The 25,156-nt window shown below is 65.5% G+C and carries 18 protein-coding genes; 6 read left to right on the top strand and 12 right to left on the bottom strand.

What is annotated here, in order from left to right; translation table 11 throughout:
* Nucleotides 1–13: 13 nt before the first annotated feature.
* The 9 genes from ACQR1H_RS00930 to ACQR1H_RS00890 all read right to left on the bottom strand — a co-directional run bounded on the left by ACQR1H_RS00930 (nt 14) and on the right by ACQR1H_RS00890 (nt 14,150).
* Nucleotides 14–2,992, bottom strand: a complete 2,979-nt coding sequence (locus ACQR1H_RS00930) for an autotransporter outer membrane beta-barrel domain-containing protein (protein WP_434906983.1) — start codon at nt 2,990–2,992, stop codon at nt 14–16.
* 266 nt (nt 2,993–3,258) lie between these two features.
* Nucleotides 3,259–4,212, bottom strand: a complete 954-nt coding sequence (locus ACQR1H_RS00925) for a DMT family transporter (protein ID WP_434882248.1) — start codon at nt 4,210–4,212, stop codon at nt 3,259–3,261.
* Between the two features lie 197 nt (nt 4,213–4,409).
* Nucleotides 4,410–5,249 (bottom strand): aldo/keto reductase, encoded by an 840-nt coding sequence (locus tag ACQR1H_RS00920; RefSeq protein ID WP_434906982.1) that lies wholly within the window; start codon nt 5,247–5,249, stop codon nt 4,410–4,412.
* Between the two features lie 137 nt (nt 5,250–5,386).
* The gene (locus ACQR1H_RS00915; RefSeq protein WP_434906981.1) at nt 5,387–8,080 is read right to left on the bottom strand and encodes a nitrate reductase; all 2,694 of its coding nucleotides are present in this window, start codon (nt 8,078–8,080) and stop codon (nt 5,387–5,389) included.
* Between the two features lie 18 nt (nt 8,081–8,098).
* Complete coding sequence (locus ACQR1H_RS00910; protein ID WP_434839704.1) at nt 8,099–9,313, bottom strand: NAD(P)/FAD-dependent oxidoreductase; 1,215 nt, start codon at nt 9,311–9,313, stop codon at nt 8,099–8,101.
* Between the two features lie 5 nt (nt 9,314–9,318).
* Nucleotides 9,319–9,744 carry a globin family protein gene (locus ACQR1H_RS00905; RefSeq protein ID WP_316239042.1) on the bottom strand — a complete coding sequence of 142 codons (426 nt, stop codon included), beginning with the start codon at nt 9,742–9,744 and terminating at the stop codon, nt 9,319–9,321.
* A 77-nt stretch (nt 9,745–9,821) separates the two neighbouring features.
* Nucleotides 9,822–11,540 carry an ABC transporter ATP-binding protein gene (locus ACQR1H_RS00900; RefSeq protein ID WP_434906980.1) on the bottom strand — a complete coding sequence of 573 codons (1,719 nt, stop codon included), beginning with the start codon at nt 11,538–11,540 and terminating at the stop codon, nt 9,822–9,824.
* A gap of 10 nt (nt 11,541–11,550) precedes the next feature.
* Nucleotides 11,551–12,639: an ABC transporter permease gene (locus tag ACQR1H_RS00895; RefSeq protein ID WP_316239040.1), complete on the bottom strand. Its 1,089-nt coding sequence runs from the start codon at nt 12,637–12,639 to the stop codon at nt 11,551–11,553.
* 68 nt (nt 12,640–12,707) lie between these two features.
* Nucleotides 12,708–14,150: a CmpA/NrtA family ABC transporter substrate-binding protein gene (locus ACQR1H_RS00890; RefSeq protein WP_434846967.1), complete on the bottom strand. Its 1,443-nt coding sequence runs from the start codon at nt 14,148–14,150 to the stop codon at nt 12,708–12,710.
* 658 nt (nt 14,151–14,808) lie between these two features.
* On the opposite strand from ACQR1H_RS00890, the gene ACQR1H_RS00885 reads away from it, so the two are divergent.
* Both ACQR1H_RS00885 and ACQR1H_RS00880 read left to right on the top strand, forming a co-directional pair.
* On the top strand, nt 14,809–15,642 hold the full coding sequence (locus ACQR1H_RS00885) for a formate/nitrite transporter family protein (protein ID WP_316239039.1): 834 nt from the start codon (nt 14,809–14,811) through the stop codon (nt 15,640–15,642).
* Nucleotides 15,643–15,708: 66 nt separating this feature from the next.
* Nucleotides 15,709–17,439 carry a protein kinase domain-containing protein gene (locus tag ACQR1H_RS00880; protein ID WP_434906979.1) on the top strand — a complete coding sequence of 577 codons (1,731 nt, stop codon included), beginning with the start codon at nt 15,709–15,711 and terminating at the stop codon, nt 17,437–17,439.
* A gap of 24 nt (nt 17,440–17,463) precedes the next feature.
* Here the strand turns inward: ACQR1H_RS00880 and ACQR1H_RS00875 are convergent, their stop codons facing one another.
* Entirely contained in the window at nt 17,464–18,378 is a 915-nt protein-coding gene (locus tag ACQR1H_RS00875) for an intradiol ring-cleavage dioxygenase (RefSeq protein WP_434906978.1), read from the bottom strand.
* A 152-nt stretch (nt 18,379–18,530) separates the two neighbouring features.
* Here ACQR1H_RS00875 and ACQR1H_RS00870 point away from each other — a divergent pair, with 152 nt between their 5' ends.
* Both ACQR1H_RS00870 and ACQR1H_RS00865 read left to right on the top strand, forming a co-directional pair.
* Complete coding sequence (locus ACQR1H_RS00870) at nt 18,531–19,805, top strand: serine hydrolase domain-containing protein (RefSeq protein WP_434906977.1); 1,275 nt, start codon at nt 18,531–18,533, stop codon at nt 19,803–19,805.
* A 244-nt stretch (nt 19,806–20,049) separates the two neighbouring features.
* The gene (locus tag ACQR1H_RS00865; RefSeq protein WP_315802517.1) at nt 20,050–21,567 is read left to right on the top strand and encodes an HWE histidine kinase domain-containing protein; all 1,518 of its coding nucleotides are present in this window, start codon (nt 20,050–20,052) and stop codon (nt 21,565–21,567) included.
* A gap of 6 nt (nt 21,568–21,573) precedes the next feature.
* Here ACQR1H_RS00865 and ACQR1H_RS00860 read toward each other — a convergent pair whose 3' ends face one another.
* Together ACQR1H_RS00860 and ACQR1H_RS00855 are read right to left on the bottom strand one after the other, a co-directional pair.
* A complete protein-coding gene (locus ACQR1H_RS00860) occupies nt 21,574–22,308 on the bottom strand; it encodes a cytochrome c biogenesis CcdA family protein (RefSeq protein WP_315802516.1) in 735 nt (244 codons plus the stop codon).
* A gap of 297 nt (nt 22,309–22,605) precedes the next feature.
* A complete protein-coding gene (locus ACQR1H_RS00855; protein ID WP_315802553.1) occupies nt 22,606–22,851 on the bottom strand; it encodes a hypothetical protein in 246 nt (81 codons plus the stop codon).
* A gap of 512 nt (nt 22,852–23,363) precedes the next feature.
* On the opposite strand from ACQR1H_RS00855, the gene ACQR1H_RS00850 reads away from it, so the two are divergent.
* Both ACQR1H_RS00850 and ACQR1H_RS00845 read left to right on the top strand, forming a co-directional pair.
* A complete protein-coding gene (locus ACQR1H_RS00850) occupies nt 23,364–24,584 on the top strand; it encodes a LysR family transcriptional regulator (protein ID WP_434846972.1) in 1,221 nt (406 codons plus the stop codon).
* 7 nt (nt 24,585–24,591) lie between these two features.
* Nucleotides 24,592–24,987, top strand: coding sequence for a helix-turn-helix domain-containing protein (locus ACQR1H_RS00845; protein ID WP_015668220.1), 396 nt, complete (start codon nt 24,592–24,594; stop codon nt 24,985–24,987).
* Nucleotides 24,988–25,156 lie beyond the last annotated feature (169 nt).

The following is a 25,156-nucleotide window of genomic DNA, read 5'->3' as shown; positions in this document are numbered from 1 at the left end:
TGGGAGCGCGCGATCACCAGCTGTAGCGCACCGCGCCCTTGCCGGCGTAGGAGCGGCTGATGGTCGAGAACTCGCCTTCGAAGGTCGCGGCCGCCGACCAGCCGTTGCGCCAGGCGATTTCGGCCGAGGCCGTGGTGAGCGCGAGGTCGCGCGACTGCGCGGCGCCGTTGACGATGAAACTCGTGCCTGGCAGCGCCTGGAAGCCGGCGGTCATGGTGCGATCCGGGTTGAAATTGTGCGCCCAGGCGGCGCGGCCACGCAGCGACAGCACGCCGTCGGCGAGCGCAAACGACCGGTCGACGCGCGCGCCAAGCTCGGCGCGCGCATCCGTCACGGTCTTGCCGGCATAGCTCAGCGCGAAGGTGCCCGCGCCGGAGAGCACCTGCTCGGCATAGGACGGCAGCACGTAAGCCGTCGCCTGCCCGCCGAGATAGGGCGTGATCCCGCCCCATGGCGTGGCGTAGCGGCGGCCAGCCTCGAGGCGAGCGGAATAGGCCGACGCATTGAAGCGGGCGCGGAGCTGGTCGACGCCCGCGACGGCCACGGTGCGGTCGGTGGTCACGTCGTGCCAGCCATAGGCCAGCGCGGCGGAGAGATAGTCCGGGCCGTTGCGATAGCGGGCGAAGGCGCCGGCCTGGAACAGGTCGGAGCGGCCGCTGCCGCCGCCATTGACGCTGAAGCTGGTGCCGCCGCCCGACAGCGCGAAGCCGGCCAGCCAGTTCGGCGACACGATGTAGTCGGCGCCGGCGGCGAAGCCGACCTCGCGGATGGTGGTGTCGTTCGAGCCGAGCGCGGCATTGCCGTCGGTGAACGAACCGCCACCAAACGGCGCCGCCCAGGTGCTCCAGCGCTCGTCGAAGCGCCGGGCCAAAGCGGCCTTGACCGGCATGCGCGCGAAGGCATCGCGCGGCAGGGCGCCCTGCCCTGCGTCGGCGAACGCCGCCGGAGCCGATGGGTTCGCACTGCGCCCGGCGACGAAGGGATCGGTCATCAGGCCAAGGAAGATCTTCATCGAGTCGAACATCGCCTGCTGCGAGGCGGTGGCGATCTCGCCGGACGCCTGCGTCAGGCCGGCCGGGGTCAGCGCGCCGAAGGCGACCGGGATGCCGCCGGTGCGGTTGAAATAGCCGGTCGTGGTGTCCGTGACGTTCTGCTGGTTGGTATTGGTCCCGGACGTGCCGAGCGTCAGGTTTAGATAGACGGTGTTGGCGTCGTAGCTCAGGCTCGAGGAGAAGTTGGCCGGCAGGTTGGTGTTGACCAGCGTGTTGAAGGTGCCGCTGATGCCGCCGGCGGCGTTGACGATCGTGTACTGCTTGTTGACGTAGCTGCCGGGGGCGAACGCCGCCTGCACCGTGGCGCCACCCAGCGTCGCGGTGCCCGTCACGTTGACCCGGTCGGCATTGGCCGGCGACACCTCGACCATGTAGCTCGCGGCAGCCGTGAACACGAGATTGCCCTGCACCGTCAGCAGCCCGATCGAATTGCCGGGCGCCAGCGCGCCGCCATTGACCAGCGTGCTGCCGACGATGCCGTTGCCGCCGAGCGTGCCGCCGGCATTCACGGTCACGCTGCTGCCGGCGATCGAACCGTTGACGGCGAGGATGCCGCCATCGACCGTGGTCGCGCCGGTGTAGGTGTTGATGCCCGACAGCGTCAGCTTGCCGCTGCCGACCTTGGTCAGCGCGCCCGGTCCAGCCGTGCCGCACTCGCACGGGTCGTAGTCGCTGATCACGCCGGAGACCTCGGTCGAGAGATTGTTGCCGCCGACCACCAGCGTGTTGAAGGCGCCGATGTAATAGTTGCCGGATCCCGCCAGGGAGCCCGCGGTGATGCGGCCGTCGCCGTTGGACCCCGTGCTGCCGGAGAAGTCGACCACGCCGGTGCCGTTGGTCACGAACTGCGCGGCGCCGCCGGTCGTATTGTCGAGGAAACGGGTGCGACCACCGGCATTGGTGATGATCGTGGCGGAGCCTGCGGTCGCATGGTCGAAGAACAGGGTGGAAGCGCCGTCGTTGGTGGTGATGGTCGCATTCGCCGCGGTGGAATGGGCGTTGAACTGGATATGCCCGTCCATGTTGTTGGTGATCTCTGCGTTGCCCGCGGACGGCGTGTCGCTGCCGAAGCCCATCCCGAACATCAGGTAGGAATTGCCGCCATTGGTGATGACCGCGTTGGCGGCCGTCGCGGCATTGACGAACGCGACCAGGCTGAACGTATCATTCGTGATCGTCGCATTGCCGGCGCTGGTGTTGGCGTTGAACAGCGTGCGGCCCTGATGGTTGGTGATCACGGCGTTCCCCGCCGTCGCCGTATCGGTGCCTCCGGCGACGCCGAACGCCGTCGTGGCGATCGAGTGGTTCACGATCGTCATCGTGCCGGCGGAGCTCGCGCCGAGGAAGTTGGTGGTGCCGCCATCATTGGTGAGCGAGACGATCCCGGACGTATCGGCCCTGACGACGTTGAAGATGCCGAAATTCGACACGTCGCCGATGATGCGGGCGGTGTGGGTGGCGTCGCCGAGCTGCAAGGTCGCGCCGTTGCTGATGAAGGTGCCGCCCGAATAGGAGTTGTTGCCGAGCAGGATGGTGGTGCTGTTGCCGAGCAGCTCGGCGCGCACGCCGGCAACGGTCTCGCCGAGGTTGTTGCCGATCGTGATCGTCTGGCCGGAACTGGCGTCGTTGATGAAGCCCCAGCCGGGGCCGGCGACGCCGAAATTCACGTCGGCGCCGCCAATCGCATAGGACTGGGCGTTGCTGAGGACAATCCAGGAATCCGGATTGAGCGGCGCGGTGACCGTGATGGTCGATGCGCCGGTGGCGCCGAACAGCGCCCGCTGGCCGCTCGATGCGGGCGGCGCGCCGGCCGGCGGGGTCTCCCAGTTGGTCGAGAGGTTGTAGTCGGAGGTCGCAGTCGAAGAGCCGGTGCCGCCCCAGGTGTAGTCGGTCTGGGCCTGCGCCGACGTCGTCGGCCCGAGCCCGAAGAGCCCGAGCATGAGCCCCAGCGCGCCCCACACGCCTCGCGCCGTCGGACGCCCCGCCGTTTCGACCCGCCTCTGCACGCAATCCCCCGATCTTGCTCTGCACCCCCTGATGCAATCCAAGACCTAGCAGGCGCGCGGCGCCCGCCGAGATCGACGGCGTCCCTGTTTCTTGTTTGAAATCAGCGCGTTACGCGTTTGATCGCGGTTGTAGCGGGCGCGCAACGCATCCACCCGAAAAGTCGCCCCCCGCAATGGCCTGGGGACGTGCGACCGATGGCTCACGGATTCGGCGAGCTCTCGCCGGCGACCTGCAGCAGTTGCGAGCGACGGACGCGCTCGCGATGGGCAGTGTAGAGGCCGCTGGAAACGATGAAGGCGGCGCCGACGATGGTCCAGACGTCCGGCACCTCGCCGAACACCAGGAAGCCGAGGATGCTGACCCACAGCAACTGGGTGTAGGAGAACGGCGCCAGCACCGAGGCGTCGGCATAGCGGAATGCCAGCACCACGATCCACTGCCCCATGGTCGAGGCGACGCCGACCAGCACGCCGAAGCCGATGTCCTGCCAGGACGGCGTGGTCCACACGAATGGCACGATGGCCGAGAGCACGCAGACGCCGGCGATCGACGAATAGGTCATGATCGTGATCGCGTGCTCGCGCCCGCTCATCATCCGCGTCATGATCAGGGTGCAGGCCCAGGCGAAGGCCGAGACGATCGGAAACAGCGCAGCAAGATGGAACGCGCCGGTGCCGGGGCGAAGAATCACCAGCACGCCAAACAGGCCAACCGCGGTGGCGACCCAGCGGCGCAGGCCGACCTTCTCGCTGAGGAAGATGATCGACAGCGCGGTGACGAACAGCGGCGCGACGAAGCCGGTGGCGGAGGCCTCGGCGATCGGCAGGTAGCGTAAACCGGTGATGAACATCAGCGACGAGCCGAGCAGCGCGACGCCGCGCAGCAACTGAAACTTGAGCTGCGCGGTGCGCATCGCGAACAGCGGCGAGCCCGGGATCATCGCCGGCACCATGATGAGTGCGAATACGACGAAGCGGATCCAGGTGATCTCGATCGAGGGCAGCGTCTTCGACAGATATTTCGCCGTCACGTCCGAGGTGCCGAGGAACACGGTCGACAGCAGGATCAGCGCAATGCCGCGGAACGGCCGGTCGGCGCGGGCGGGCGCGCGCTTGCGCCGGGCCTGCGGCTTGTCCTGCACGGACGTCGGCACGTCGTCGAGGCGCGCGGCGGCGGCCGCACTCGGGGGCGGGGTCACGGTCGAACTCGAAGGTTGGCAGAAGCGACGATTCGGTGAGTGGCGACAAAACGCCAATCACGGCCGCGGGACAACCCATGGAAAGCGGGCAGCCGATATGCGCTGGCTACGCGCCGAGGTAGCAAACATCCGTAATTTTCCGTGATGCTGCGCTACAGCATGGGCAGCCCACGCGGCTTCGGCCCGCGCGGAAAGGCGCGGTCGATCGCGGCGATCTCGGCCGCGGTGAGCTCGATGTCGCCGGCCGCCGCATTCTGCTCGGCATGTTCGGGCCGCGACGCCTTGGGGATCGCGAACAGCGACGACGCCCGCGTCAGGAAGGCGAGCGCGACCTGGCGCGGCGTCGCGCCGTGCTGCTCCGCGATCCGCTGCAGCACCTCGCCGCCGGCGCTGCGGCGTTCCGGAAAGTCGTCATGGCCGAACGGCGAATAGGCGACCACCGCGACGCCGTGCTGGCCGCACCACGGGATGACGGCGTGCTCGATGGCGCGCTCCTGCAGATGGTAGAGCACCTGGTTGCAGGCGATCCTGCCCTCGCCTGCGACCTCCAGCAGCTCGTCGAGATCGTCGACGTCGAAATTGCTGACGCCCCAGGAGGCGATCTTGCCGGCGGCCTTGAGCTCCTCGAACGCCGCCACCGTCTCCGCGAGCGGCTCGGAGCCCGGCCAATGCAGCAGATAGCAGTCGAGCCGGTCGGTCTTCAGCCGCTTCAGCGAGCGCTCGCAGGCGGTGATGGTGCCACGGCGGGAGGCGTTGCTCGGCAGCACCTTCGACACCAGGAACACCTCGTCGCGGCGGCCGGCGATGGCTTCGGCGATGACCAGCTCGGCATCGCCATACATCTCCGCGGTGTCGATGTGGCTCATGCCGAGATCCAGGCCGCGCCGCAACGTGGCGATGGCGCGGCTGCGGTCGGCGTGGTCGAGATACCAGGTGCCCTGCCCGATCACGGACACGCCGGCGCCGCCGGTTCCGAATGTCTTATGCTTCATGGCGGCGAGCATAGAGGAGGCGACGCGCGGCGTCGATTGGCCACTGCCGTCATTGCGAGGAACCGCAGGCGACGAAGCAATCCAGGGCCGTCGCGGACTCTGGATTGCTTCGCTGCGCTCGCAATGACTGTGTTGAACTAGCTCGCCACCTTCACCGACGCCTCGGCCTGCGCCGGCGTCTGCGCGATCAGCCGCTTCATCTCCGGAATGCACGAGCCGCAATTGGTTCCGGCCTTGAGCTGCGCGCCGACCGCGGCGGGCGTGCGCGCGCCGGCGGCGATCGCATCGCAGATGGTGTCGCGGCCGACGCCGAAACAGGCGCAGACGATCGGGCCGCCGCCGACGCCGTCGGGCGCGCGGCCGGACAGCAGCATGCGGCGCTGGTCGTCGTCGAGACGATCGGCTGAAAACATCGTCTTCACGACGTTCCAGTCGCCGGCGTCATGGCCCGGTCCGACGAAGACGCAGGTCTCGATGCGGTCGCCGGCGAAGGACGCGGCGCGATAGACGCCGCCGCCGACATCCATGTAATCCGTGACGTCGTCGGTGGCGCGCGCCTTGAACCAGGCCGGCCAGCGCATGAGGTCGCCATTGTCAGCGAACAGATAGCCGAAGCCGCCCTGCACCGTCGCCCGCGCCCACCACAGATGGGACGGCAGCGCGAGCTCGCTGCGCGACAGGATGAAGCCGCGGAAGACGTACTCATAGGGACTGATCGCGGCCGGCGTCGCCTTGGCCTCGGGCTGGCCGGAGAACGGATCGGTGTGCGAGGCGACGAGCGCGCCGACGCGGCCATGCGAGGAGTTCGTCGCGTTCCAATGGATCGGCGCGAACAGCATGCCGCGCTGCTGGCGCTCGCTGACAACGACCTTGAGGATGCACCGGCCGTGCTCGGTCGTCACCCTGGCGAAGCCGTCATGCATCAGGCCGTAGCGCAGCGCGTCGTCCGGATGCACCTCGACGAACGGCTCCGGCAGATGCGCTGATAGCCGCGGGCTCAAGCCGGTGCGCGTCATGGTGTGCCACTGGTCGCGGATGCGCCCGGTGTTCAGCCGCAGCGGCCGCGCCGCATTGGTCTCGCTGCGCAGCGCCGGCACCTCCGGCGCGACGAAGCGCGCCTTGCGGTCGCCGGTGAAGAAGGCGCCGTCGGCAAAGAAACGCGGCGCGGGCGGCTTGCCCGCGCGCGCCGGCCACTGCACCGGCGCCATCGTGTCGTACTCGTCGTCGCTGAGGCTCGCCAGCGCGCCGATGTCGAAGTCGCGGCTGCCATCGTTCTCGAACGCCGACAGCGCGGCGTGCTCGCGGAAGACGTCCGCGGCGGACGTGTAGTTGAAGGCGGAAGCGAAGCCGAGCCGCTTGCCGACCTCGCTGAGGATCCACCAGTCCGGCATGGCCTCGCCGGCCGGCGCCATGAAGGCGCGCTGGCGCGAGATGCGGCGCTCGGAGTTGGTGACGGTGCCCGACTTCTCGCCCCAGGCCTGCGCCGGCAGCAGCACATGGACGCCGGCATCGACGGTGTCGTTGGAGCGGACGTTCTCTGACACGACCAGCAGCTCGAGCTTCTTCAAGGCTGAGCGGACCAGATCGGCGTCCGGCAGCGACACCGCCGGATTGGTGCCGATCACCCACAGCGCCTTGATCTCGCCGCGCGCGATCGCCTCGAACATCGCGACCGCCTTCAGCCCTTCGTGGGTGGCGATATCGGGCGCCTTCCAGAAGCGTCTGATACGGTCGATGTCCGGCGGCGTGAAGCCCATATGCGCGGCGAGCTGGTTGGCGAGCCCACCGACCTCGCGGCCGCCCATTGCATTGGGCTGGCCTGTCAACGAGAACGGCCCCATTCCGGGCTTGCCGATGCGCGCGGTGGCGAGATGGCAATTGAGGATCGCATTGACCTTGTCGGTGCCCTGCGCCGACTGGTTGACGCCCTGAGAATAGAGGGTGACGACCTCCGGCGTGTCGCGGAACAGCTTGAAGAAGGCGGCGACATCGGGCTCGGACAGACCGGTGGCGAGCGCGGTCGCCGCGGTGCTGCCGGCAAGGCTGCGCGCGCGCGCCAGGGTCTCGTCGAAGCCAGACGTATGGCGCGCGATGTAGTCGCCGTCGAGCGCGCCGTTGTCGGCGAGATGCACCAGCAGGCCGGAGAACAGCGCCGCATCCGTGCCGGGCCTCAATCCCAGGAACAGGTCGGCTTCTTCAGCCGTGTCGGTACGGCGCGGATCGATGACCACGAACCTGGCGCCGCGCGTCTGCTTGTTGGCCAGCATGCGCTGGTAGAGCACCGGGTGGCACCAGGCGGCGTTGCTGCCCACGAAGACCAGCAGATCGGCCCGATCGAGATCCTCATAGGTGCCGGGGACGGTGTCGGCGCCGAAGGCGCGGCGGTGGCCGGCGACCGACGACGCCATGCACAGCCGCGAATTGGTGTCGACATTGGCCGAGCCGAGAAAACCCTTCATCAGCTTGTTGGCGACGTAGTAGTCCTCGGTCAGCATCTGGCCCGAGAGATAGAACGCCACGGCGTCCTCGCCGTCGCGGGCGACGATGTGCTTGAGGCGGGTCGCGACGTGATCGAGCGCATCGCTCCACGCCACCCGCTCCATGCCGCCCTTGCAGCGGATCATCGGATAGAGCAGCCGGCTCTCGAGCCCGAGCGTCTCGCCGAGCGCCGAGCCTTTGGAGCAGAGCCGGCCGAGATTGGCCGGATGCGACGGATCGCCGGAGATCGCCGCGCCGCCGCTGCCGTCGGGCGTGGCGAGCACGCCGCAGCCGACGCCGCAATACGGACAGGCGGTGCGCACCGTGCGCAACTTGGGATCAACAGTCGTCATCGTGCGAGGCCCCCTCTCTCACGCTGCCCGTGGCCGCGCCGCGGCGCGGCCGAACATCATCTCGGTCCGGATCGCCGCGACCGGCTCGCGGCTGCGGATCAGGTCGCGATACCACAGAGCATCCCTGGTCTCCCCGATCAGCACGGCGCCGGTGAGGCGCCCGTCGGCGATGACGAGCTTCTTGTAGATGCCGCGCCTGGCATCGTTGAGCACGATCGTCTCGCTGCCCTCGGCACCAACGAAATCTCCGGCCGAGAACACCGACACCCCCGACACTTTCAGATTGGTCGAGACGACGCTGCCGCCATAGGCCGCCTTGCGTCCGGCCAGATGCTGCGCCAGCACCCGCGCCTGCTCGTAGGCCGGTTCGACCAGCCCGTAACAGGTGCCGCGGTGCTCGGCGCATTCGCCGAGCGCGAAGATGCCGGGCGCCGAGGTCTGCATCGCGTCGTCGACGACGATGCCGCGGTTGACGGCGAGCCCCGCTTCCTTTGCCAAGGTCACATTCGGCCGGATGCCGGCGGCGAAGATCACCGCGTCCGCGGCGAGGCGGCGCCCGTCGGCCAGCTCGACGCCTTCGACCCGGCCGTTGCCGTGGATGGAAGCGGTGCTGGCATTGAGCAGAACCTCGATGCCCTTGCGCGCCACCAGCGACTTGAGCAATGCGGCGGCCGGCGCATCGAGCTGCCGCTCCATCAGCCGGTCCATCAGATGCAGCAGCGTCACCTTGGCGCCGGCGCGCGCCAGGCCATAGGCCGCTTCCAGCCCGAGCAGCCCGCCGCCGACGACCACGACGCGGCCCTTCTTGGCCGCCAGCGCCAGAAGCACGTCGGTGTCGCGGCTGTCGCGGAACGTGTGCACGCCCGGCAGATCGGCGCCCGGCACCGGCAGCCGCAGCGGCAGCGAGCCGGTAGCGAGGACCAGGCGCGAGAACGCCACGTTCTCATCGTTCTCGATCTGCAGCTCGCGGCGGCCGACATCGATGCCGGTCACGCGCGCACCGTATTTCAACGTCACGCCGCGCTCGCGCCACCAGGATGCCGGCTTGAGCTCGATCTCGTGGGACGCGGCCTCGCCGGCCAGCACCGACGACAGCAGCACGCGGTTGTAGGCCAGCCGCGGCTCCTCGCCGATGACGGCGATCGCGTAGCGGCCGAGCACGGTCTGCGACAATTCCTCCGCCAGCTTTGCAGCGGCCATGCCGTTGCCGACGATGACGAGCGGTTCACTCAAAGCGCCTACTCCGCCGCCTGCGCCTTGCCATAGGCTTCCGCGATCATGTAGCCGGACAGCGTGCCATAGGCCGCGGTCCAGGCGGCGGCGACCTCGGGCGTCCAGCCGTCGCCGAGTCCCTTCTCCAGCGTCCACAGCAGCGCGGCGCCGACCACCGGATAGTGCTCCGGCCTGGCGCCGTAATCGACGTGGCGCTTGGCGAGCGCGCTTGCCGCCGGCAGGATCGCAGGCAGGTTGGTCAATCCATTCACCACGACCGCCAAGGTCGCCATCAGCTTCTTGCGCTGCTCGGTGAGGTCGTCCGGAAACATCGCACGCACCTGCGGCGCGACCTCGAACAGGCGATCGTAGAAGATGGTCGCGGCCTGATCGGAGATCGGCGCGACCTTGGCAAAACTGTCCTGAACCAATGCGATCTGAGACGGCGTCATGGGAAATCCTTCGATGCAGCTATCGGGCCTCGTTGGTCGTCTGAAGGCGGACGGCGGTTCGATCCGGCGTCCGGCAGTCATGCAGCCTGGGTGCCTGAATGCGACGGGACCGCGGGGCCCGGCTCAGGTTTCGAACCGTGTTCATAGGCCTCGAGGAAATCGAGCACCTCGCGCCGGTAGCGGTAATAGTCCGGATGCTCCAGCAAGGCCTTGCGCGTGCGCGGTCGCGGAATGTCGACCTGGAGAATGTGACCTATGCGGGCGTTGGGACCGTTGGTCATCATCACCACGCGATCGGCCAGCAGAATTGCTTCATCGACGTCGTGGGTCACGCACAGAGCTGTCACCTGCGTGCGCTGCCAGACTTCCATCAGGACCTCTTGGAGGTCCCAACGGGTGAGACTGTCGAGCATTCCGAACGGCTCGTCGAGCAACAGCAGCTTCGGAGACAAAGCGAAGGCGCGCGCGATGCCGACGCGCTGTCGCATGCCGTTGGACATCGACGCAGCCGCCGTGTCGAGCGAGTCGCCGAGGCCGACGCGCTCGAGGTAGTAGTCGACGACGTCGTTGCGCTCCTTGGGCGTCGCATGCGGATAGACCCTGTCGACGCCGAGCGCCACGTTCTCACGCGCGGTCAACCACGGAAACAGCGACGGCGACTGAAAGACGACGGCTCGGTCGGGACCGGCCGACGAGACTTCGCGACCATCCAGAATGATGCCGCCGAGCGTGACATCGTTGAGCCCGGCGGTCATCGAGAGCACGGTCGACTTGCCGCATCCCGAATGACCGATCACGGAGATGAATTCTCCCTTGCGCACCTTCAGGTCGAAATTGTCGACCACGGTGAGCGGACCGCTCGGGGTCGGATAGACCTTCGACAGCTGTGAGTATTCCAGGTAGCGGTCGGACTGGTAGGGCGCCGAGCTGATCGCGCGCTGGTAGGCCGGGGGCGGCTTCTCCATTTGGGTGATCGGCACCACATTGGGCAGAGAGCGGCCAGCGGCCTTGTCCGGCGTCCGGCCGGCGGCCGCGTCCATGAGATAACTCGTCACCGCTTGCCTCAGCTGCTTGAAGCGCACGTCCTCGTTAATCGACGAGCGCTGGCGCGGGCGCGGAATGTCGACCTTGAAATTCTGTCCGAGCGTGGACTTCGGCCCCGGCAGCAACGGAATGATGCGGTCGGCAAGCAGAATGGCCTCGTCGACATCATTGGTGATCAGCACGACGGTGCGCTTGTCACGCGACCAGATCTCGACGATCTCGTCCTGAAGTCGCGCCCGAGTCAGCGCATCGAGCGCAGAAAGCGGCTCGTCGAGGAGCAGAATTTCCGGTCCGGTGGCGAGCGCGCGGGCGACGGCTACCCGCTGCCGCATGCCCCCTGACAGCTCGGACGGCAGGCGCTGCGCCGCATGCGACAGCCCGACCATTGCGATATACCGGTCAACCCTTGCCGACCGCGCCGCCCTGGTCTCTCCGGCGAACACCTGATCGACGGCGAGCGCGACGTTGCCGCGCACCGTGAGCCATGGCATCAGCGAGTAGGACTGGAATACGACGCCGCGGTCGGGCCCTGGCCCGGAGATCGGCTTGCCTTTGAGTGTGATCTCGCCGGCATCGGGCTGAACCAGCCCCGCAATCGCCGAGATCAGCGTCGATTTTCCGCTGCCGGAAAATCCGACGATGGCAACGAACTCGCCTTCCTCGACCTCGAGATCGAGATTGGACAACACGTCGAGCTTGCGATCGCCGCCGCCGTAGCTCTTGCTGACGCCCTTCAACAACAGGAATGACATGACGGCCACCTCAGCGCTGACTCGAGAAGGTGAAGGCGGATTGCAGCGCGTACATCACCCGATCGAGCAGGAAGCCGATGATACCGATGGTCAGCACCGCCACGATGATCCGCGCCAGCGACTGTGACGAGCCGTTCTGGAATTCATCCCATACGAACTTTCCGAGACCCGGGTTCTGCGCCAGCATTTCGGCGGCGATCAGGACCATCCAGCCCACCCCCAGCGAAAGACGCAACCCGGTGAAGATCAGCGGCAGCGAGCTCGGCAGCACCAGTTTCGTGATCGTGCGATGGGTCGGGAGCTGGAGCACACGGCCGACGTTCAGCAGGTCCTTGTCGATCGACGCGACCCCGAGCGCCGTATTGATCAGCGTCGGCCACAGCGAGCAGAGCGTCACGGTGATGGCCGAGATCAACAGCGACTTCGGCAGGTATTCGGTCGGATTGGTGTAGAGAGCGGATACGACCATCGTCACGATCGGTAGCCAGGCCAGCGGGGACACCGGCTTGAATATCTGGATCAGTGGATTGAGCGCACCGTTCACGGTCTTCGAAAGTCCGCAAAAGATGCCGAGCGGAACCGCGATCACCGTAGCGACGACGAAGCCGACGGCAACAGTCAGCAGACTGGTGAGGATCTGATCGAAATAGGTCGGGTTTCCGGCGTAGCTTCGCTGCTTGACCTCATCAGCCCGTCCGTCCGCGATCAGCTTGGCATTGCGTGCCTCCTGCCGTTCGTAGAAGGCGGCCTGCTTGGCGCGTTCGGCCACATGATCGGCGTAGAGATTCTTGGCCTGACCCCAGACTTCGGCTGGCCCCGGAATGGCGCCGAGCGACGTCTTCACGTGGGGCGCGACCCAACCCCACGCAGCAAGGAAGAGGCCTATGCCGAGCAACGGAACGAGCAGCGTCTGCCGGAGCTCCTTCAATTGCGGCTTGATACTGTCGCCGGCCGCCATCCGCGCCAATGGAGCGAGCCAGCCTAGACCGACGATATTCAGATAGCTCGCGGCGGCGTTGATCCGCGCGAAAATTCGCTCCTTGCGCGCGCGCTGCTCCGCGGCGGCGTCGACATCGACGTAGTCTCCGACAATTGCCATTGCTCATCTTTCAGAATGCGAGACAGGGACCGGGTGTGGACCGCCAGGACTTGTGGCCCTGCCACCGTTCATCCGCCGATGATCTTGTTGCCTTCGATCTTCTGCTTGCCCTTCAGCCCGACCTTGAGACTGTCGATATAGGCGTTCGGCTGGCGACCATCGTAGGTCACGCCATCGATGAATTCGGCAGTCGGCGCGCGGAAGCCGTCGGTCTGCCAGGGAAAATCCTCCTTCTTCGCCTTGCCGTCCGCGACGAGTTGCTGGGCGGCCGCAAGATAGATGTCGGGCCGATAAACGCTCTTGGCCGTCGCGTGGTACCAGGCATCGTCCTTGGCCTCCGCGATCTGTCCCCAGCGCCGCATCTGGGTGAGATACCAGACGGCGTCGGAGTAATAGGGATAGGTCGCAAAGTAGCGGAAGAAGACGTTGAAATCCGGAATCTGCCGCTTGTCGCCTTTCTCGTACTCGAATGTGCCGGTCATCGAGTTCGCGATCACCGCCTTGTCGGCGCCGACATATTCAGGCTTGGAGAGCATCTCGACGGCTTTGGCGCGGTTGGCGTTGTTGTTCTCGTCCAGCCACATCGCGGCACGGATCAAGGCCTTGGTGAGCGCGAGCGTCGTATTGGGATTCTTCTCGGCGAACGCCGCCGTGATGCCGAACACCTTCTCGGGATTGTCCTTCCAGATCTCGTAGTCCGTGATCACCGGCACGCCGATGCCCTTGAAGACGGCGGCCTGATTCCACGGCTCACCGACGCAATAGCCGTTGATGGTGCCGGCTTCGAGCGTGGCGGGCATCTGCGGCGGCGGCGTGACCGACAGCAGGGCTTCGGCGGCGATGGTGCCGCTCGTATCATCGGCGGAATAATATCCAGGATTGATGCCGCCGGAGGCGAGCCAGTAGCGAAGCTCGTAGTTGTGGGTCGAGACCGGGAACACCATGCCCATCTTGAAGGCCTTGCCGGAAGCCTTGAGCTTCTCGATGGCCGGACGCAGCGTCTCCGCCTTGATGGGATGCACCGGCTTGCCGCTCGCATCCTTCGCCACCTGTGGCTTCATCAGCTCCCAGATCTCGTTGGAGACCGTGATGGCGTTGCCGTTGAGATCCATCGAGAACGGCGTGATGATATGGGCCTTGGTCCCGAAGCCGATCGTCGCCGCGAGCGGCTGGCCGGCAAGCATGTGCGCGCCATCGAGCTCGCCGGTGATGACCCGATCGAGCAGCACCTTCCAATTGGCCTGTGCCTCCAGCGTGACGATCAGCCCCTCGTCCTCGAAGTAGCCGTTCTCCTTGGCGACCGCGAGCGGGGCCATGTCGGTGAGCTTGATGAATCCGAACTTGAGCTCGTCCTTTTCAAGCTTGGCCGCACGCGCACGGCTGGAAGTGAGCGCCAGCGCGGCGGCAGTGCCTGCCGCAAGAAACGCACGACGATCCAGCACGGCGCCGCGCTTGGAAGCGAACGCCTGTTCCGGATCAGGACGTCGGGTGAGGTCGGATGAATTCGGCATGAAAGGATGATCCTTTGCGTCTCCGTGACGCCTTGCCGACCTGCGGACGCAAGCCGACTCCCGGAGAAGGCTCCGGTGAGCTGTCACGCTGCTGATGAATGAGTTTTCGGGAGACGGCGTCGATGGCGTCAGGAGTACTTATTCAATCTTTGTGCCAAGCGCGTTCTGAGCCGGAGCGCAGCAATTTCAGCGGGTTAGGAACAAGCCGTCCGCGCCTGCCTTCGCCAGAAACGCACGTATCTTTTGCGATTCGCTTGCTATATGTGCAATGCACACCGAATGAGCACATGCGATACGGCCGTAAGCAGCCGCCGTCTCAACGCCCGGCACATTCGCTCATGGTCGCGCCGCGCAATCGGCTAAGGCGTTGGATAAATTGACGAACCGGCATTGTGGCCAGAATTGGCACGTGGCTTGCTAACAACTCATTAGTCAACGATGACTGCGGTTCGACGGATTGTTGAGGCTGTTAGCGCCTGACATTCGGGACGGATCTCAATGAACTGCTCCGATCCCAGCAGTCGTCGTGATGCGCCCGCAATTCAGCCTTGCACCGACATTCGACGCCGCTCGCTTCATGTGGTGCCCACCGGGAAACGCGTTCCCGGCGGGCAACGCGAAACCGGCAGTTGTTAAGCACAATCAGAAGGAAGCCTGAATGTCGTATCTCGCGCCCTCGGAATTCGTCACCAAGATGGTGGATGCAGGGGAGTCCAAGATCTTCATGTCGACACGGGATACGGTCATCCGCGCCTATATGGCCGGCGCCATTCTCGCGCTCGCGGCGTGGTTCGCCGTGACAATCAATGTGAACACCGGCCAGCCGATCATCGGCGCGCTGCTGTTTCCCGTCGGCTTCTCGATGCTCTATCTGCTGGGCTTCGACCTTCTGACCGGCGTGTTCGTGCTGTCGCCGCTGGCCTTGATCGACAAGCGTCCGGGCGTGACCATCGCAGGCGTGCTGCGCAACTGGGGACTCGTCTTCATCGGCAATTTCGCCGGCGCGCTGACGGTGGCCTTCATGATGGCGTTCGTGACGACCTTCGGCTTCACGCAGGAGCCGGACAAGGTCGGCGCCGTCATCGGCAATATCGGTGAAGGCCGGACGCTCGGCTACGCGGCGCATGGCGCGGCCGGCATGGCGACGCTGTTCATCCGCGGCATGCTGTGCAACTGGATGGTCTCCACCGGCGTGGTCGGCGCGATGATCTCGACCACCGTGCCAGGCAAGGTGCTGGCGATGTGGATGCCGATCCTGGTCTTCTTCTACATGGTGTTCGAGCATTCGGTGGTGAACATGTTCCTGTTCCCGTCGGGGCTGATGCTCCATGCGAAGTTCTCGATCATGGACTATCTGATCTGGAACGAGATCCCGACCGTGCTCGGCAATCTCGTCGGCGGCCTCTCCTTTACCGGCCTCACGCTCTATGCCACCCATATCAGGACGCAGCCGAAGCGCGATGCCAAGGTCTCCGTTCGCGCAGCCGCCTGATTTCATTTTCCCTTGGGAGCCCGCCCGCGCTAAGGTCGGGCTCCCTCGCCTTCGCCCCACAGCCAAATGCCATTGCGGATCACAATCGGAGCGCATTCCGACAAAGGGCAGAAGCCGGGCAACCAGGACTTCCACGGCGCCCTGATCCCCGATGAGCCTGCGCTCAGCCTGAAAGGCATCGCGGTCGCCATCGCCGATGGCATCAGCAGCAGCGAGGTCAGCCACATCGCGAGCGAGTCCGCGGTCAAGAGCTTCCTGACCGACTATTACTGTACGCCGGATGCCTGGTCGGCGAAGACCTCGGCGCGACGCGTGATCGCCGCGGCCAACTCCTGGCTCTACGCCCAGACCAGGGCCAGCCAATACGCCTATGACCGCGACAAGGGTTATGTCTGCACGCTCAGCGCGCTCGTGATCAAGGCGGCCACCGCGCATCTGTTCCACATCGGCGATTGTCGCATCTCACGCCTCGCCGGCCATTCGCTCGAACAGCTCACCGACGATCATCGCGTCATCATCTCGTCGCAGCAGAGCTATCTGGGGCGCGCGCTCGGAGTCAACCCTCAGGTCGAAATCGACTATCAGGCTGTCAGGATCGAGCGCGGCGACATCTTCGTGCTCGCGACCGACGGCGTTCACGAGCATGTCGGCAAGCGTTTTGTCGCCACCGTGTTGAAGGAGAATTCCCACGACCTCGACCAGGCGGCGCGCATCATCGTCGCCGAGGCGCTGGCGCAGGGCAGCGCGGACAATCTCACGATCCAGATCGTGCGGATCGACGAGCTCGGTGCCGGCGACGCCGCCGAGATTCCGGTCCAGGCCGAGCAGCTGCCGCCGGCGCCGCTGCTGGACGCGCGGATGATCTTCGAGGGCTACCGGATCGTGCGCGAGATCCATGCCAGCAGCCGCAGCCACATCTATCTGGCGGTCGACGTCGAGACGGAGCTCCCCGTCGCCATCAAGGTGCCTTCGATCGACCTTCGCGGCGACCCGGCCTATCTCAAACGGTTCCTGATGGAAGACTGGATCGCGCGGCGGATCGACAACCCGCACGTGCTGAAGGTCTTCCCATCGACGCGCCGCCGCGATCATCTCTACGTCGTCACCGAATTCGTCGAAGGCCAGACCCTGGCGCAATGGATGATCGACCATCCGAAAGCCGATCTCGATACTGTCAGAGACATCATCGAGCAGATCGCCAACGGGCTGCAGGCGCTGCATCGCAAGGAAATGCTCCACCAGGATCTGCGGCCTGCAAACATCATGATCGACCGGACCCGGACGGTGAAGATCATCGATTTCGGATCGGTACGCGTCAGCGGCGTGGTCGAGGCCGACCCGGCCGCCGACCACGACAGCATTCTCGGGACCCAGCAGTATACGGCGCCGGAATATGTTCTCGGCGAGGGCGGCTCCGAATGGTCCGATCAGTTCTCACTCGGAGTCATCGCCTATCAGATGCTGACAGGCCGGCTGCCCTATGGCGCGCAGATGGCGCGCGCGAGAACCCCGGCACAGTTTCGCAAGGTGCGCTATCAGCCGGCCTCCGGCGATGACCAAACCGTCCCGCGCTGGATCGACGGCGCACTTCGCCGCGCCGTCCATCCGGTCGCCGCCAAACGTTACGAGAGCCTCTCGGAATTCGTCTTCGACCTGCGGCACCCCAATCCGGCCTATGTCGGCGGCGACCGGACACCGCTGATCGAGCGCAATCCGCTGCTGTTCTGGAAGGCAACGACGGCGCTGCTCGCGATCGCCGTCGTCATCCTGCTCGCGGCTCGCCACGGCGGCTGGTAGGCGAGCCCGGCGCTCGCGCCCCGATCAAGCGGGTTCAGGCGCGATCGCGCCGAGCGGACGCGGCGCCACGCCCGCTCCCGGCTTCATGCGGAAATCATAGGTCATCAAGTGCCATGGCCCGACGGCCAGCTTGCCATCCGGCATCACGGCGTCGGTGCTCCGTTGCACCTGGGCGATGAGGTCGTCCTTGACGCCAAAGACGACGTCACTGTCAAGATATTCGTCGCCGCCGACGAAGACATGGGTGATCAGCGGCTCGTAGCCCTTGGCGTCCACCAGGAAATGCACATGGGCCGGGCGCATCGGATGACGCTTCGTCTCGAGGATCATCCGTCCCACCGGACCGTCGGTCGGGATCGGATAGCTGCAGGGCAGGATGGTGCGGAAGAAGAAGCGACCATCCGCATCCGTGATGAAGCGCGCCCGCGACGACGGACCATCGCTTTCATAGGACGGCCGCTGCGAATCGTAGAAGCCCTCGTCGTCGGCATGCCAGACATCGACCGTGGCGCCCGCCAGCGGGGCACCCGACAGATCGGTCACCCGTCCCTGGACGAACATCTTCTCGCCCTTGAGATCCGCCGAGATGTCGGTGCCGTGGGGCGTCACCTTGTGCTCGCCGACGTAGAACGGACCGAGCACGGTCGTCTCCGTCGCCCCTGCCCGGTCGCGATGATTGATGGCGTCGACCAGCATCGACACGCCGAGCACGTCGGACAGCAGAATGAACTCCTGCCGGCTCGCAGTGCAGGTCTGGCCGGTGCGGGTGAGAAAGTCGATGGCGGCGGCCCATTCGTCGAACGTGAGATTGGTCTTGCGGACGTAGTCGTGCAGCGAGGCCACCAATTCCTGCATGAGGAATTTGACCCGTGGGTCGGGTGTCCCCTCGAAGCTCTTGACGACGGCATCCGTGAGCTCGGCTTCGTTGAATTGCGTCATGGGCGGTCCTCCTGCGGCGAAGGCTACATCAGCCCGACGGGCGCTGCCATTGGAAGCGCGGCGATTTTCCGCTATCACCCAGCTCCAGCTCCATCGCCTTCGCGCAAGCCGTCCGCGCGGGCCACGAAAACCGAACGACAGCGGAGACGCCGATGCTCGCCCCCACTCCCGCCTCGCCCGAAACCGTCGGCATGTCGCAAGCCGCGCTCGACCGCATCGATGCCCACCTGAAACGGCGCTATGTCGAGGCAGGCCGTTTTCCAGGCACGCAGTTGATGGTCTATCGCCGCGGCAAGATCGTGCACGCGAGCTCGCTCGGCTTTGCCGACGTCGAGCGCAAGGTCCCGGTCCGGGACGACACGATCTACCGCATCTATTCGATGACCAAGCCGATCACCTCGGTCGCCTTCATGATGCTGGTCGAGGAGGGCAAGGTTGCGCTCGACGAGCCGGTCGCGAAATACATTCCGGAGTGGAAGAATCTCGGCGTATTCGTCGCCGGCACCGCGCCGGGCTTTGTCAGCCGCCCGCCGTCGCGGCCGATGCTGATCGTCGACCTCTTGCGCCACACCTCGGGCCTCACTTATGGCTTCCAGCAGCGCTCGAACGTCGATGCCGCCTATCGCGACGCCAAGATCGGCGCGGTCGAAAAGGCCGGCACCCTGCAGTCGATGATCGATGACCTCGCGCGGATTCCGCTGGAGTTCTCGCCGGGCGAGGCCTGGAACTACTCGGTCTCCACCGACGTGGTCGGCTATCTCATCGGCAAGATCGCCGACCAGCCGTTCGAGCAATTCCTGAAACAGCGCATCTTCGATCCGCTCGGCATGACCGACACCGACTTTCACGTTCCTGCCGCGAAGGCGCACCGCCTTGCGGCGTGCTACTCGGCCGATCCCGCCGGCACCCTGTCGTTCCACGCCGCCGATCGCAAAGGCGGCCTGACCTTGCAGGACGACCCGGCGACCAGCACCTTCCTCAACCCGCCCGACTTCATCTCCGGCGGCGGCGGCCTGTGCTCGACCACGGCCGACTATCTGACGTTCTGCCGCGCATTGCTCAATGGCGGCGAGCTCGGCGGCGTCAGGCTGCTCGGGCCGAAGACGCTGAAGCTGATGACCTCGAACCATCTGCCCGGCGGCGTCGACCTGCCGGCGCTGTCGCGCTCGATGTTCGCGGAAGCGGCCTATAACGGCATCGGCTTCGGTCTCGGCTTCTCGGTGACGATGGACCCGGCCAAGACGCTGATCCCCGGCAGCGCCGGCGAATATGCCTGGGGCGGCGCGGCCTCCACCGCGTTCTGGATCGACCCGGCCGAAGAGCTGATCACGATCTTCATGACCCAGGTGCTGCCCTCGAGCGCCTACCCGATCCGCCGCGAGCTGCGCACGATGGTGTACGCGGCCATCACCGAGAGCAACGTTTAGGAGAGGCGCTGTGGCGGCAAAGCCGCTCAGGGAACCGACGATCCCCGCGCATTGCGCTTGGCGCGCTTGCACCGCTCTCCTATGCTGACAACGATGTGAACGGCTGCAACCGCCGGGACCTTGCGGACGCAGCCGCTCCAGCCTGATATGCGCTCGCTGCATACATTCGCCTGCGCCCGACGCATCTCCCCAGCCGACGTCAGTCCCAACGGCAATCAGCAGCGCCAGCTCAAACGGGGCATCCGTGCCAAAACTCTCCCTGCCGATTCGGCTTGCTCTTCTGGTCGCAGGGACCACGCTGCCGCTCATCCTGTTCGCAGGCGGGATCGTCTTGCACAACTACATGCAGGACCGCAGCGACGCCCGCCAGCGCGTGCTGGAGACGGTGCGCAGCATCCGGCTGACGCTCGATGCCGAAATGCAGCGCATGACCGGCGGCGTCCAGGTGCTGGCGCTGACCGATGCGCTGACCACCGGCGATTTCGAACGCTTCCGGCCGATCGCGATGGGCTTCCTCGAGCAGTACGGCAAGAACGGCACGATCGTGGTCGCCGACCGCGAGGGACGCCAATTGTTCTCGTCGGCGACGCCGGATACGGCTCACCTGCCGCCGCGCAACAACCGCGAGATCACCCGCCGCGTGTTCGAGACCAGGCAGCCGCAATATTCCGACCTGTTCTACGGCGTCGTGAAGAAGAGCCTGATCGTCACCGTCGAGGTTCCCGTCTTTCGCGACGGCGAGGTCGTCTATGACATCTCGTTCAGCCCGCCGATCGAGATGTTCCAGACCATCCTGGAAAAGCAGCGGCCGAACCCGGACTGGACCCTGTCGCTGCTCGACCGCCAGGCGACCGTCTTCGCACGCGTGCCGAATCCGACGAAGACGATCGGCAAGCAGGCCTCGCCCTCGGTCTTCGATCGCATGCGCAGCGAGCAGGAGGCGACGCTGTCGAGCGTATCGCTCGAGGGTGTGCCGCTGCTGTCGAGCTTCACCCATTCCACCCTGACTGGATGGACCATCGGCGCCGGCATCGCCGAGGATTCGCTGGTGGCGCCGCTGTGGCGCAACCTCGCCGTTACCAGCCTGCTCGGCGGCATCATGCTGGCGATCGGCCTGGCCTTCGCGGTGCGGATGGCGACGACGATCGCGCGCGCAGAGATGCTGCACGATCTGCTGATCGAGGAGCTCAATCACCGGGTCAAGAACACGCTGGCGATCCTGCAGGCGATCGCGGTGCAGACCTTCCGCAGCGCCAGCCGCCATGAGCGCGAGAAGTTCGAGGGCCGGCTCGGCGCGCTCGCCGAGGCGCATAATCTGCTCAGCAAGGAGAAATGGCAGGGCTCCGAGCTGCAGGACGTGATCGAGCGCGTGCTCAAGCCCTATCGCCTCAACACGCCCGACCGCATCAGGATCTCCGGCCCGAAGGTGGCGCTGTCGCCGCGGCTCGCGGTCGTGCTGTCGATGATCGTGCACGAGATCGCAACCAACGCCGCCAAATATGGCGCGCTCTCGAACGACACCGGCACGGTCGATCTGTCCTGGGAGCTGACGAGCGCGGCCGACGCCGCGAAGAAGCTGCCGGCACGGCTGCGGCTGGTGTGGCAGGAGACCGGCGGCCCGGTGGTCTCGGCGCCGATCCAGCGCGGCTTCGGCTCCCGCCTGATCGAGCGCAGCGCGCGCGATCAGCTCGGCGGCGAGGCCACGGTCGACTTCCTGCCGCCGGGCGTGGTCTACACCATCACCTGCAAGCTCGACGATTGAGCCGCGTCAGCCGAACCTCTGCAGCGCCGGGAACGTCTCGAGCAGCCAGATGCTGAAGGTCGAGACCGCGCCGGTGAGAAAGCCGATGCCGGTGGCGATCATCAGCACGCCCATCGCGCGCTCGATGTTCACGAGATGGCCACGCATGCGCATGAACAGCGCCGAGAACTGCTCGATCATGAACGCCGCGACCAGGAACGGAATGCCGAGGCCGGCGGAATAGACGGCAAGGAGCCCGGCGCCCTTGGCGACCGTCGTCTCCGCGGCTGCGATCGAGAGGATCGCAGCCAGGATCGGCCCGATGCACGGCGTCCAGCCGAAGGCGAAGGCGAGCCCCATGACATAGGCGCCCCACAGGCCGACCGGCTTGGGGATCGGCAGCCGCCCTTCGCGCATCAGGAACGCGATCCGGGTCAGGCCGAGGAAGTGCAGGCCCATCACGATGATGACGATGCCGGCGAGAATGGACAACTGCTCCGACCAGGCCCGGATCAGGCCGCCGATCAGCGAGGCGCTCGCCCCCAGCATGACGAACACGGTGGAGAAGCCCAGCACGAACAGTGCGGCCGAGATCATCACCGCGCGGCGCGACGCGGCCGGAGGCTCCTCGCTCTCGATGTGCTCGATCGTGGCGCCGGTGAGATAGACCAGATACGGAGGAACCAGCGGCAGCACGCAGGGCGAAAGAAAACTGACCAGGCCAGCAATGAACGCGGCCGGAATCGATACGTTCTGGATCATGCGAGTCCCGCGATACGCCCCTCCAGGCGCAAGCCGGGGCACGACGCTTCTTGCCGCCGATACGGGGAATACGCAACAGACGTGCCGAAGTTACGGCGCTCAACGATGATCACCGCCTGCAGGCCTTCGCTAGGATTGAGCCCGACGTCCCCGGATCGGAGCCTCGTCGGCAAAGTCCCGCCCGGATGCGGCACGTCCACCCGTTCCAACCGGTTCGTCCGCGAGCCGCGCATCACCGCGGGATCACGACATATCACAAATGCGCTAAATGCACCTTTGTGCACACATCGAACTGTGCTATTTCACCACTCGAAGCAAAGGCTGCCTGCGCTGACCCGGCTGCAGCTTCGGATCGCGCAGCTTGTCGGGATTGTCAGCTTGAACCATCTCATCGCAGAGCGATCTCAGATCGTCCTCGCTCAGACGGTTCAGCTTCATACGCAGGTCGAGGATGGCAACCGAGACCAAATGTGCCGATTCGCGATTGCCCGTCGCCGCGAGCGTGGCGCGGCACTGCTCCAGGGATGCAAGCACTGCAAGCATTTGTTCGTCTGAATTGGCCACAGGCGTCGTTTCCGTTCTAGCGTGCGACGAGATGGAGCCGAGCAACTCCCGACTCGCGGATGGCTTCCAAATACGTCATGTCGTTGCTCCCCTGCGCTTTGCCCATGCGGCTCATCCGAGCCGCGCGCCCACCCCCTGGGACGGCACGACGACGTCCTGGCATGGCGCATGGTGAAGACACATCACCGCTCCCCGGCATTCGATGAGTTAGCGCCACGATCCGTTCATCAAGATAGCATGACAACGGACCATCTTCGAATACCATTTCATTGCAGTCGAGGCAAAAACCGTCGATCTTAGGTTCGACTCGCGCTAAGCGTGTCTCTGTCCTACATGATGTGTCAGACCGCGCGTCTGCTGGCGGTAAGACCATGCTGCAGAGAACTGAACGTGGCAGACTCATCGACCCTCGATCGCTCAACCAAATCATGGCACGAACGTGCCCTGCCCGTAATTTATCGGAATCACTCTAGCAGGCGGAGAGAGCTTGTATGCGCGTTGCGGCGGAACGGGGCGTTCCTCAGAAGGAACGCCAGGACCTAGCCGAGACCCCTGCGACGCTGGCGCCAGGGGAGCACGGCGACTCGTCTGCTGCGGCAGGATCGAGCATTGAACTGAGCCGAGAGAGTGGCAGCGCCAAGGGCGCAACGGCGAGCAAGCCGGCAAAATCTGCGACGGGCCGGGCCGCCCCGGCCAAGTCGACCGTGAGCAAATCGGCGCTGGCAAGCCTCACCGACTGGGATGCAGCGCGGATCTTCCTCGAGGTTGTCAGGGCCGGCAGCTTCCGCTCCGCGGCGGAGCGGCTGACGCTCTCGATCAATGCCGTACGGCGACGCATCGATGATTTCGAGCGGCAGATCGGCGCGACGCTGTTCACGCGCGACGTCCACGGCGCTCGGCTGACCGACGAAGGCGCACTGGTGGTCTCTGCCGTCGAACGCATGGAGGCCGCGTCATTCGAGCTGCTGCGCGCGGGCGATGGTCTCGCCGGCGCTGCGTCGGGCGAGGTCCGGGTCGCGGTGACCGAGGGGCTCGGCACGTTCTGGCTGGCGCCGCGGCTGGTCGAATTTCAGCAGAGCTTTCCCAACGTCATGGTCGACCTCTATTGCGCGATGCGCTCGGCCGACGTGTCACGCCACGAGGCCGACGTGGCCATCCATCTCTCCCGGCCGGCGGCGCTCGACGTCAAGCTGGTCCGGCTCGGCCGCATGCACCTGATGTGCTTTGCGAGCGAGAAATATTTGGAGATATTTGGCATCCCAAAGACGATTGACGATCTCGTCAAACATCGCTTGGTTCTGCAGGTGGCGGACGAAGCCGCCGCCAACGCCGCCTTCGCCACCATCTTTCCCGGTTTCGAGCAGCGGGACCTGATCGCGATGACCACCAATGTCTCGAGCGCCAATTACTGGGCCGTGGCGCACGGCGCCGGCATCGGGGTCTTCCCAACCTATGCGAGTGCCCTGGGCGGGAAGATCATACCACTTGAGGTTGACCTCAAGTGGTCCTACGACATCTGGCTGTCCTACCATGCCACCACCGGACGCATCCCTAGGGTGCGTCACATGATCGACTGGCTGGTCGAGGCCTTTAACCCTGGCAAATACCCGTGGTTTAAAGACGAATTCATTCATCCACAGCAACTTAAAACAGTATATATGGGTGAACCCCTGACCCATCTATTCGGGGGCTTTCCGATGGAAGGACGGTAAAATCAGTATGAACAAATCAGCGGCAAAGAAAATGAAGCAGCGCAGTGCGGGCAAGCCCGACATCGAGCTCGGCAAGCGGATTCGCCTCCGGCGTGTAGAGCAGAAGATCTCGCAGGCTGAACTCGGCGAGAAGCTCGGCGTGAGCTTCCAGCAGGTCCAGAAGTACGAGAAGGGCGTCAACCGGGTCGGCGCTGCGCGTCTGCAGCAGATCGCCACCGCGCTCGACGTGCCCGTGACGTTCTTCTACGACGGCGACAGCAAGGCGCGCGAGGTCGAGAGCCTCCTGTTCCTGGACTCAGCCTTCAGCCTGCGGTTGCTGCGCGCCTACAGCAAGATCAAGGACCAGACCGTACAACGTCAGCTGGTATCCTTGATGGAATCGATCGCAGCGAACGAAGAATAGGCAAGGCTGTCTGATCCGTCAGACAGATCTGCCCGTGATGGATATGGACCATCTTCGCTCGAGGGCGCAACTTGGGGGCGCCAGGCTTTGCCAGCTCGGGCGAGTTCACTGCCTCGGCTCGAGGCCGAGTGATCGGCGCGGCCGGCACACCGGCCCTTCTCGTCCGCCC

Origin of the sequence: Bradyrhizobium sp. HKCCYLRH2015 (genome assembly GCF_051168215.1) — a bacterium.
Classification (GTDB): domain Bacteria; phylum Pseudomonadota; class Alphaproteobacteria; order Rhizobiales; family Xanthobacteraceae; genus Bradyrhizobium.
The sequence above is the reverse complement of the archived record's forward strand: the minus strand, read 5'-3'. Positions and strand labels throughout refer to the sequence as shown.

Excerpts from the sequence above, each read along its gene's own strand:
- ACQR1H_RS00855 (WP_315802553.1), bottom strand. The coding sequence starts at position 22,851 with ATGCTTGCAGTGCTTGCATCCCTGGAGCAGTGCCGCGCCACGCTCGCG.
- ACQR1H_RS00875 (WP_434906978.1), bottom strand. The coding sequence starts at position 18,378 with ATGACGCAATTCAACGAAGCCGAGCTCACGGATGCCGTCGTCAAGAGC.
- ACQR1H_RS00880 (WP_434906979.1), top strand. The coding sequence starts at position 15,709 with ATGCCATTGCGGATCACAATCGGAGCGCATTCCGACAAAGGGCAGAAG.
- ACQR1H_RS00905 (WP_316239042.1), bottom strand. The coding sequence starts at position 9,744 with ATGACGCCGTCTCAGATCGCATTGGTTCAGGACAGTTTTGCCAAGGTC.
- ACQR1H_RS00915 (WP_434906981.1), bottom strand. The coding sequence starts at position 8,080 with ATGACGACTGTTGATCCCAAGTTGCGCACGGTGCGCACCGCCTGTCCG.
- ACQR1H_RS00920 (WP_434906982.1), bottom strand. The coding sequence starts at position 5,249 with ATGAAGCATAAGACATTCGGAACCGGCGGCGCCGGCGTGTCCGTGATC.
- ACQR1H_RS00850 (WP_434846972.1), top strand. The coding sequence starts at position 23,364 with ATGCGCGTTGCGGCGGAACGGGGCGTTCCTCAGAAGGAACGCCAGGAC.
- ACQR1H_RS00890 (WP_434846967.1), bottom strand. The coding sequence starts at position 14,150 with ATGCCGAATTCATCCGACCTCACCCGACGTCCTGATCCGGAACAGGCG.
- ACQR1H_RS00900 (WP_434906980.1), bottom strand. The coding sequence starts at position 11,540 with ATGTCATTCCTGTTGTTGAAGGGCGTCAGCAAGAGCTACGGCGGCGGC.
- ACQR1H_RS00870 (WP_434906977.1), top strand. The coding sequence starts at position 18,531 with ATGCTCGCCCCCACTCCCGCCTCGCCCGAAACCGTCGGCATGTCGCAA.
- ACQR1H_RS00845 (WP_015668220.1), top strand. The coding sequence starts at position 24,592 with ATGAACAAATCAGCGGCAAAGAAAATGAAGCAGCGCAGTGCGGGCAAG.
- ACQR1H_RS00930 (WP_434906983.1), bottom strand. The coding sequence starts at position 2,992 with ATGCTCGGGCTCTTCGGGCTCGGGCCGACGACGTCGGCGCAGGCCCAG.
- ACQR1H_RS00895 (WP_316239040.1), bottom strand. The coding sequence starts at position 12,639 with ATGGCAATTGTCGGAGACTACGTCGATGTCGACGCCGCCGCGGAGCAG.
- ACQR1H_RS00860 (WP_315802516.1), bottom strand. The coding sequence starts at position 22,308 with ATGATCCAGAACGTATCGATTCCGGCCGCGTTCATTGCTGGCCTGGTC.
- ACQR1H_RS00885 (WP_316239039.1), top strand. The coding sequence starts at position 14,809 with ATGTCGTATCTCGCGCCCTCGGAATTCGTCACCAAGATGGTGGATGCA.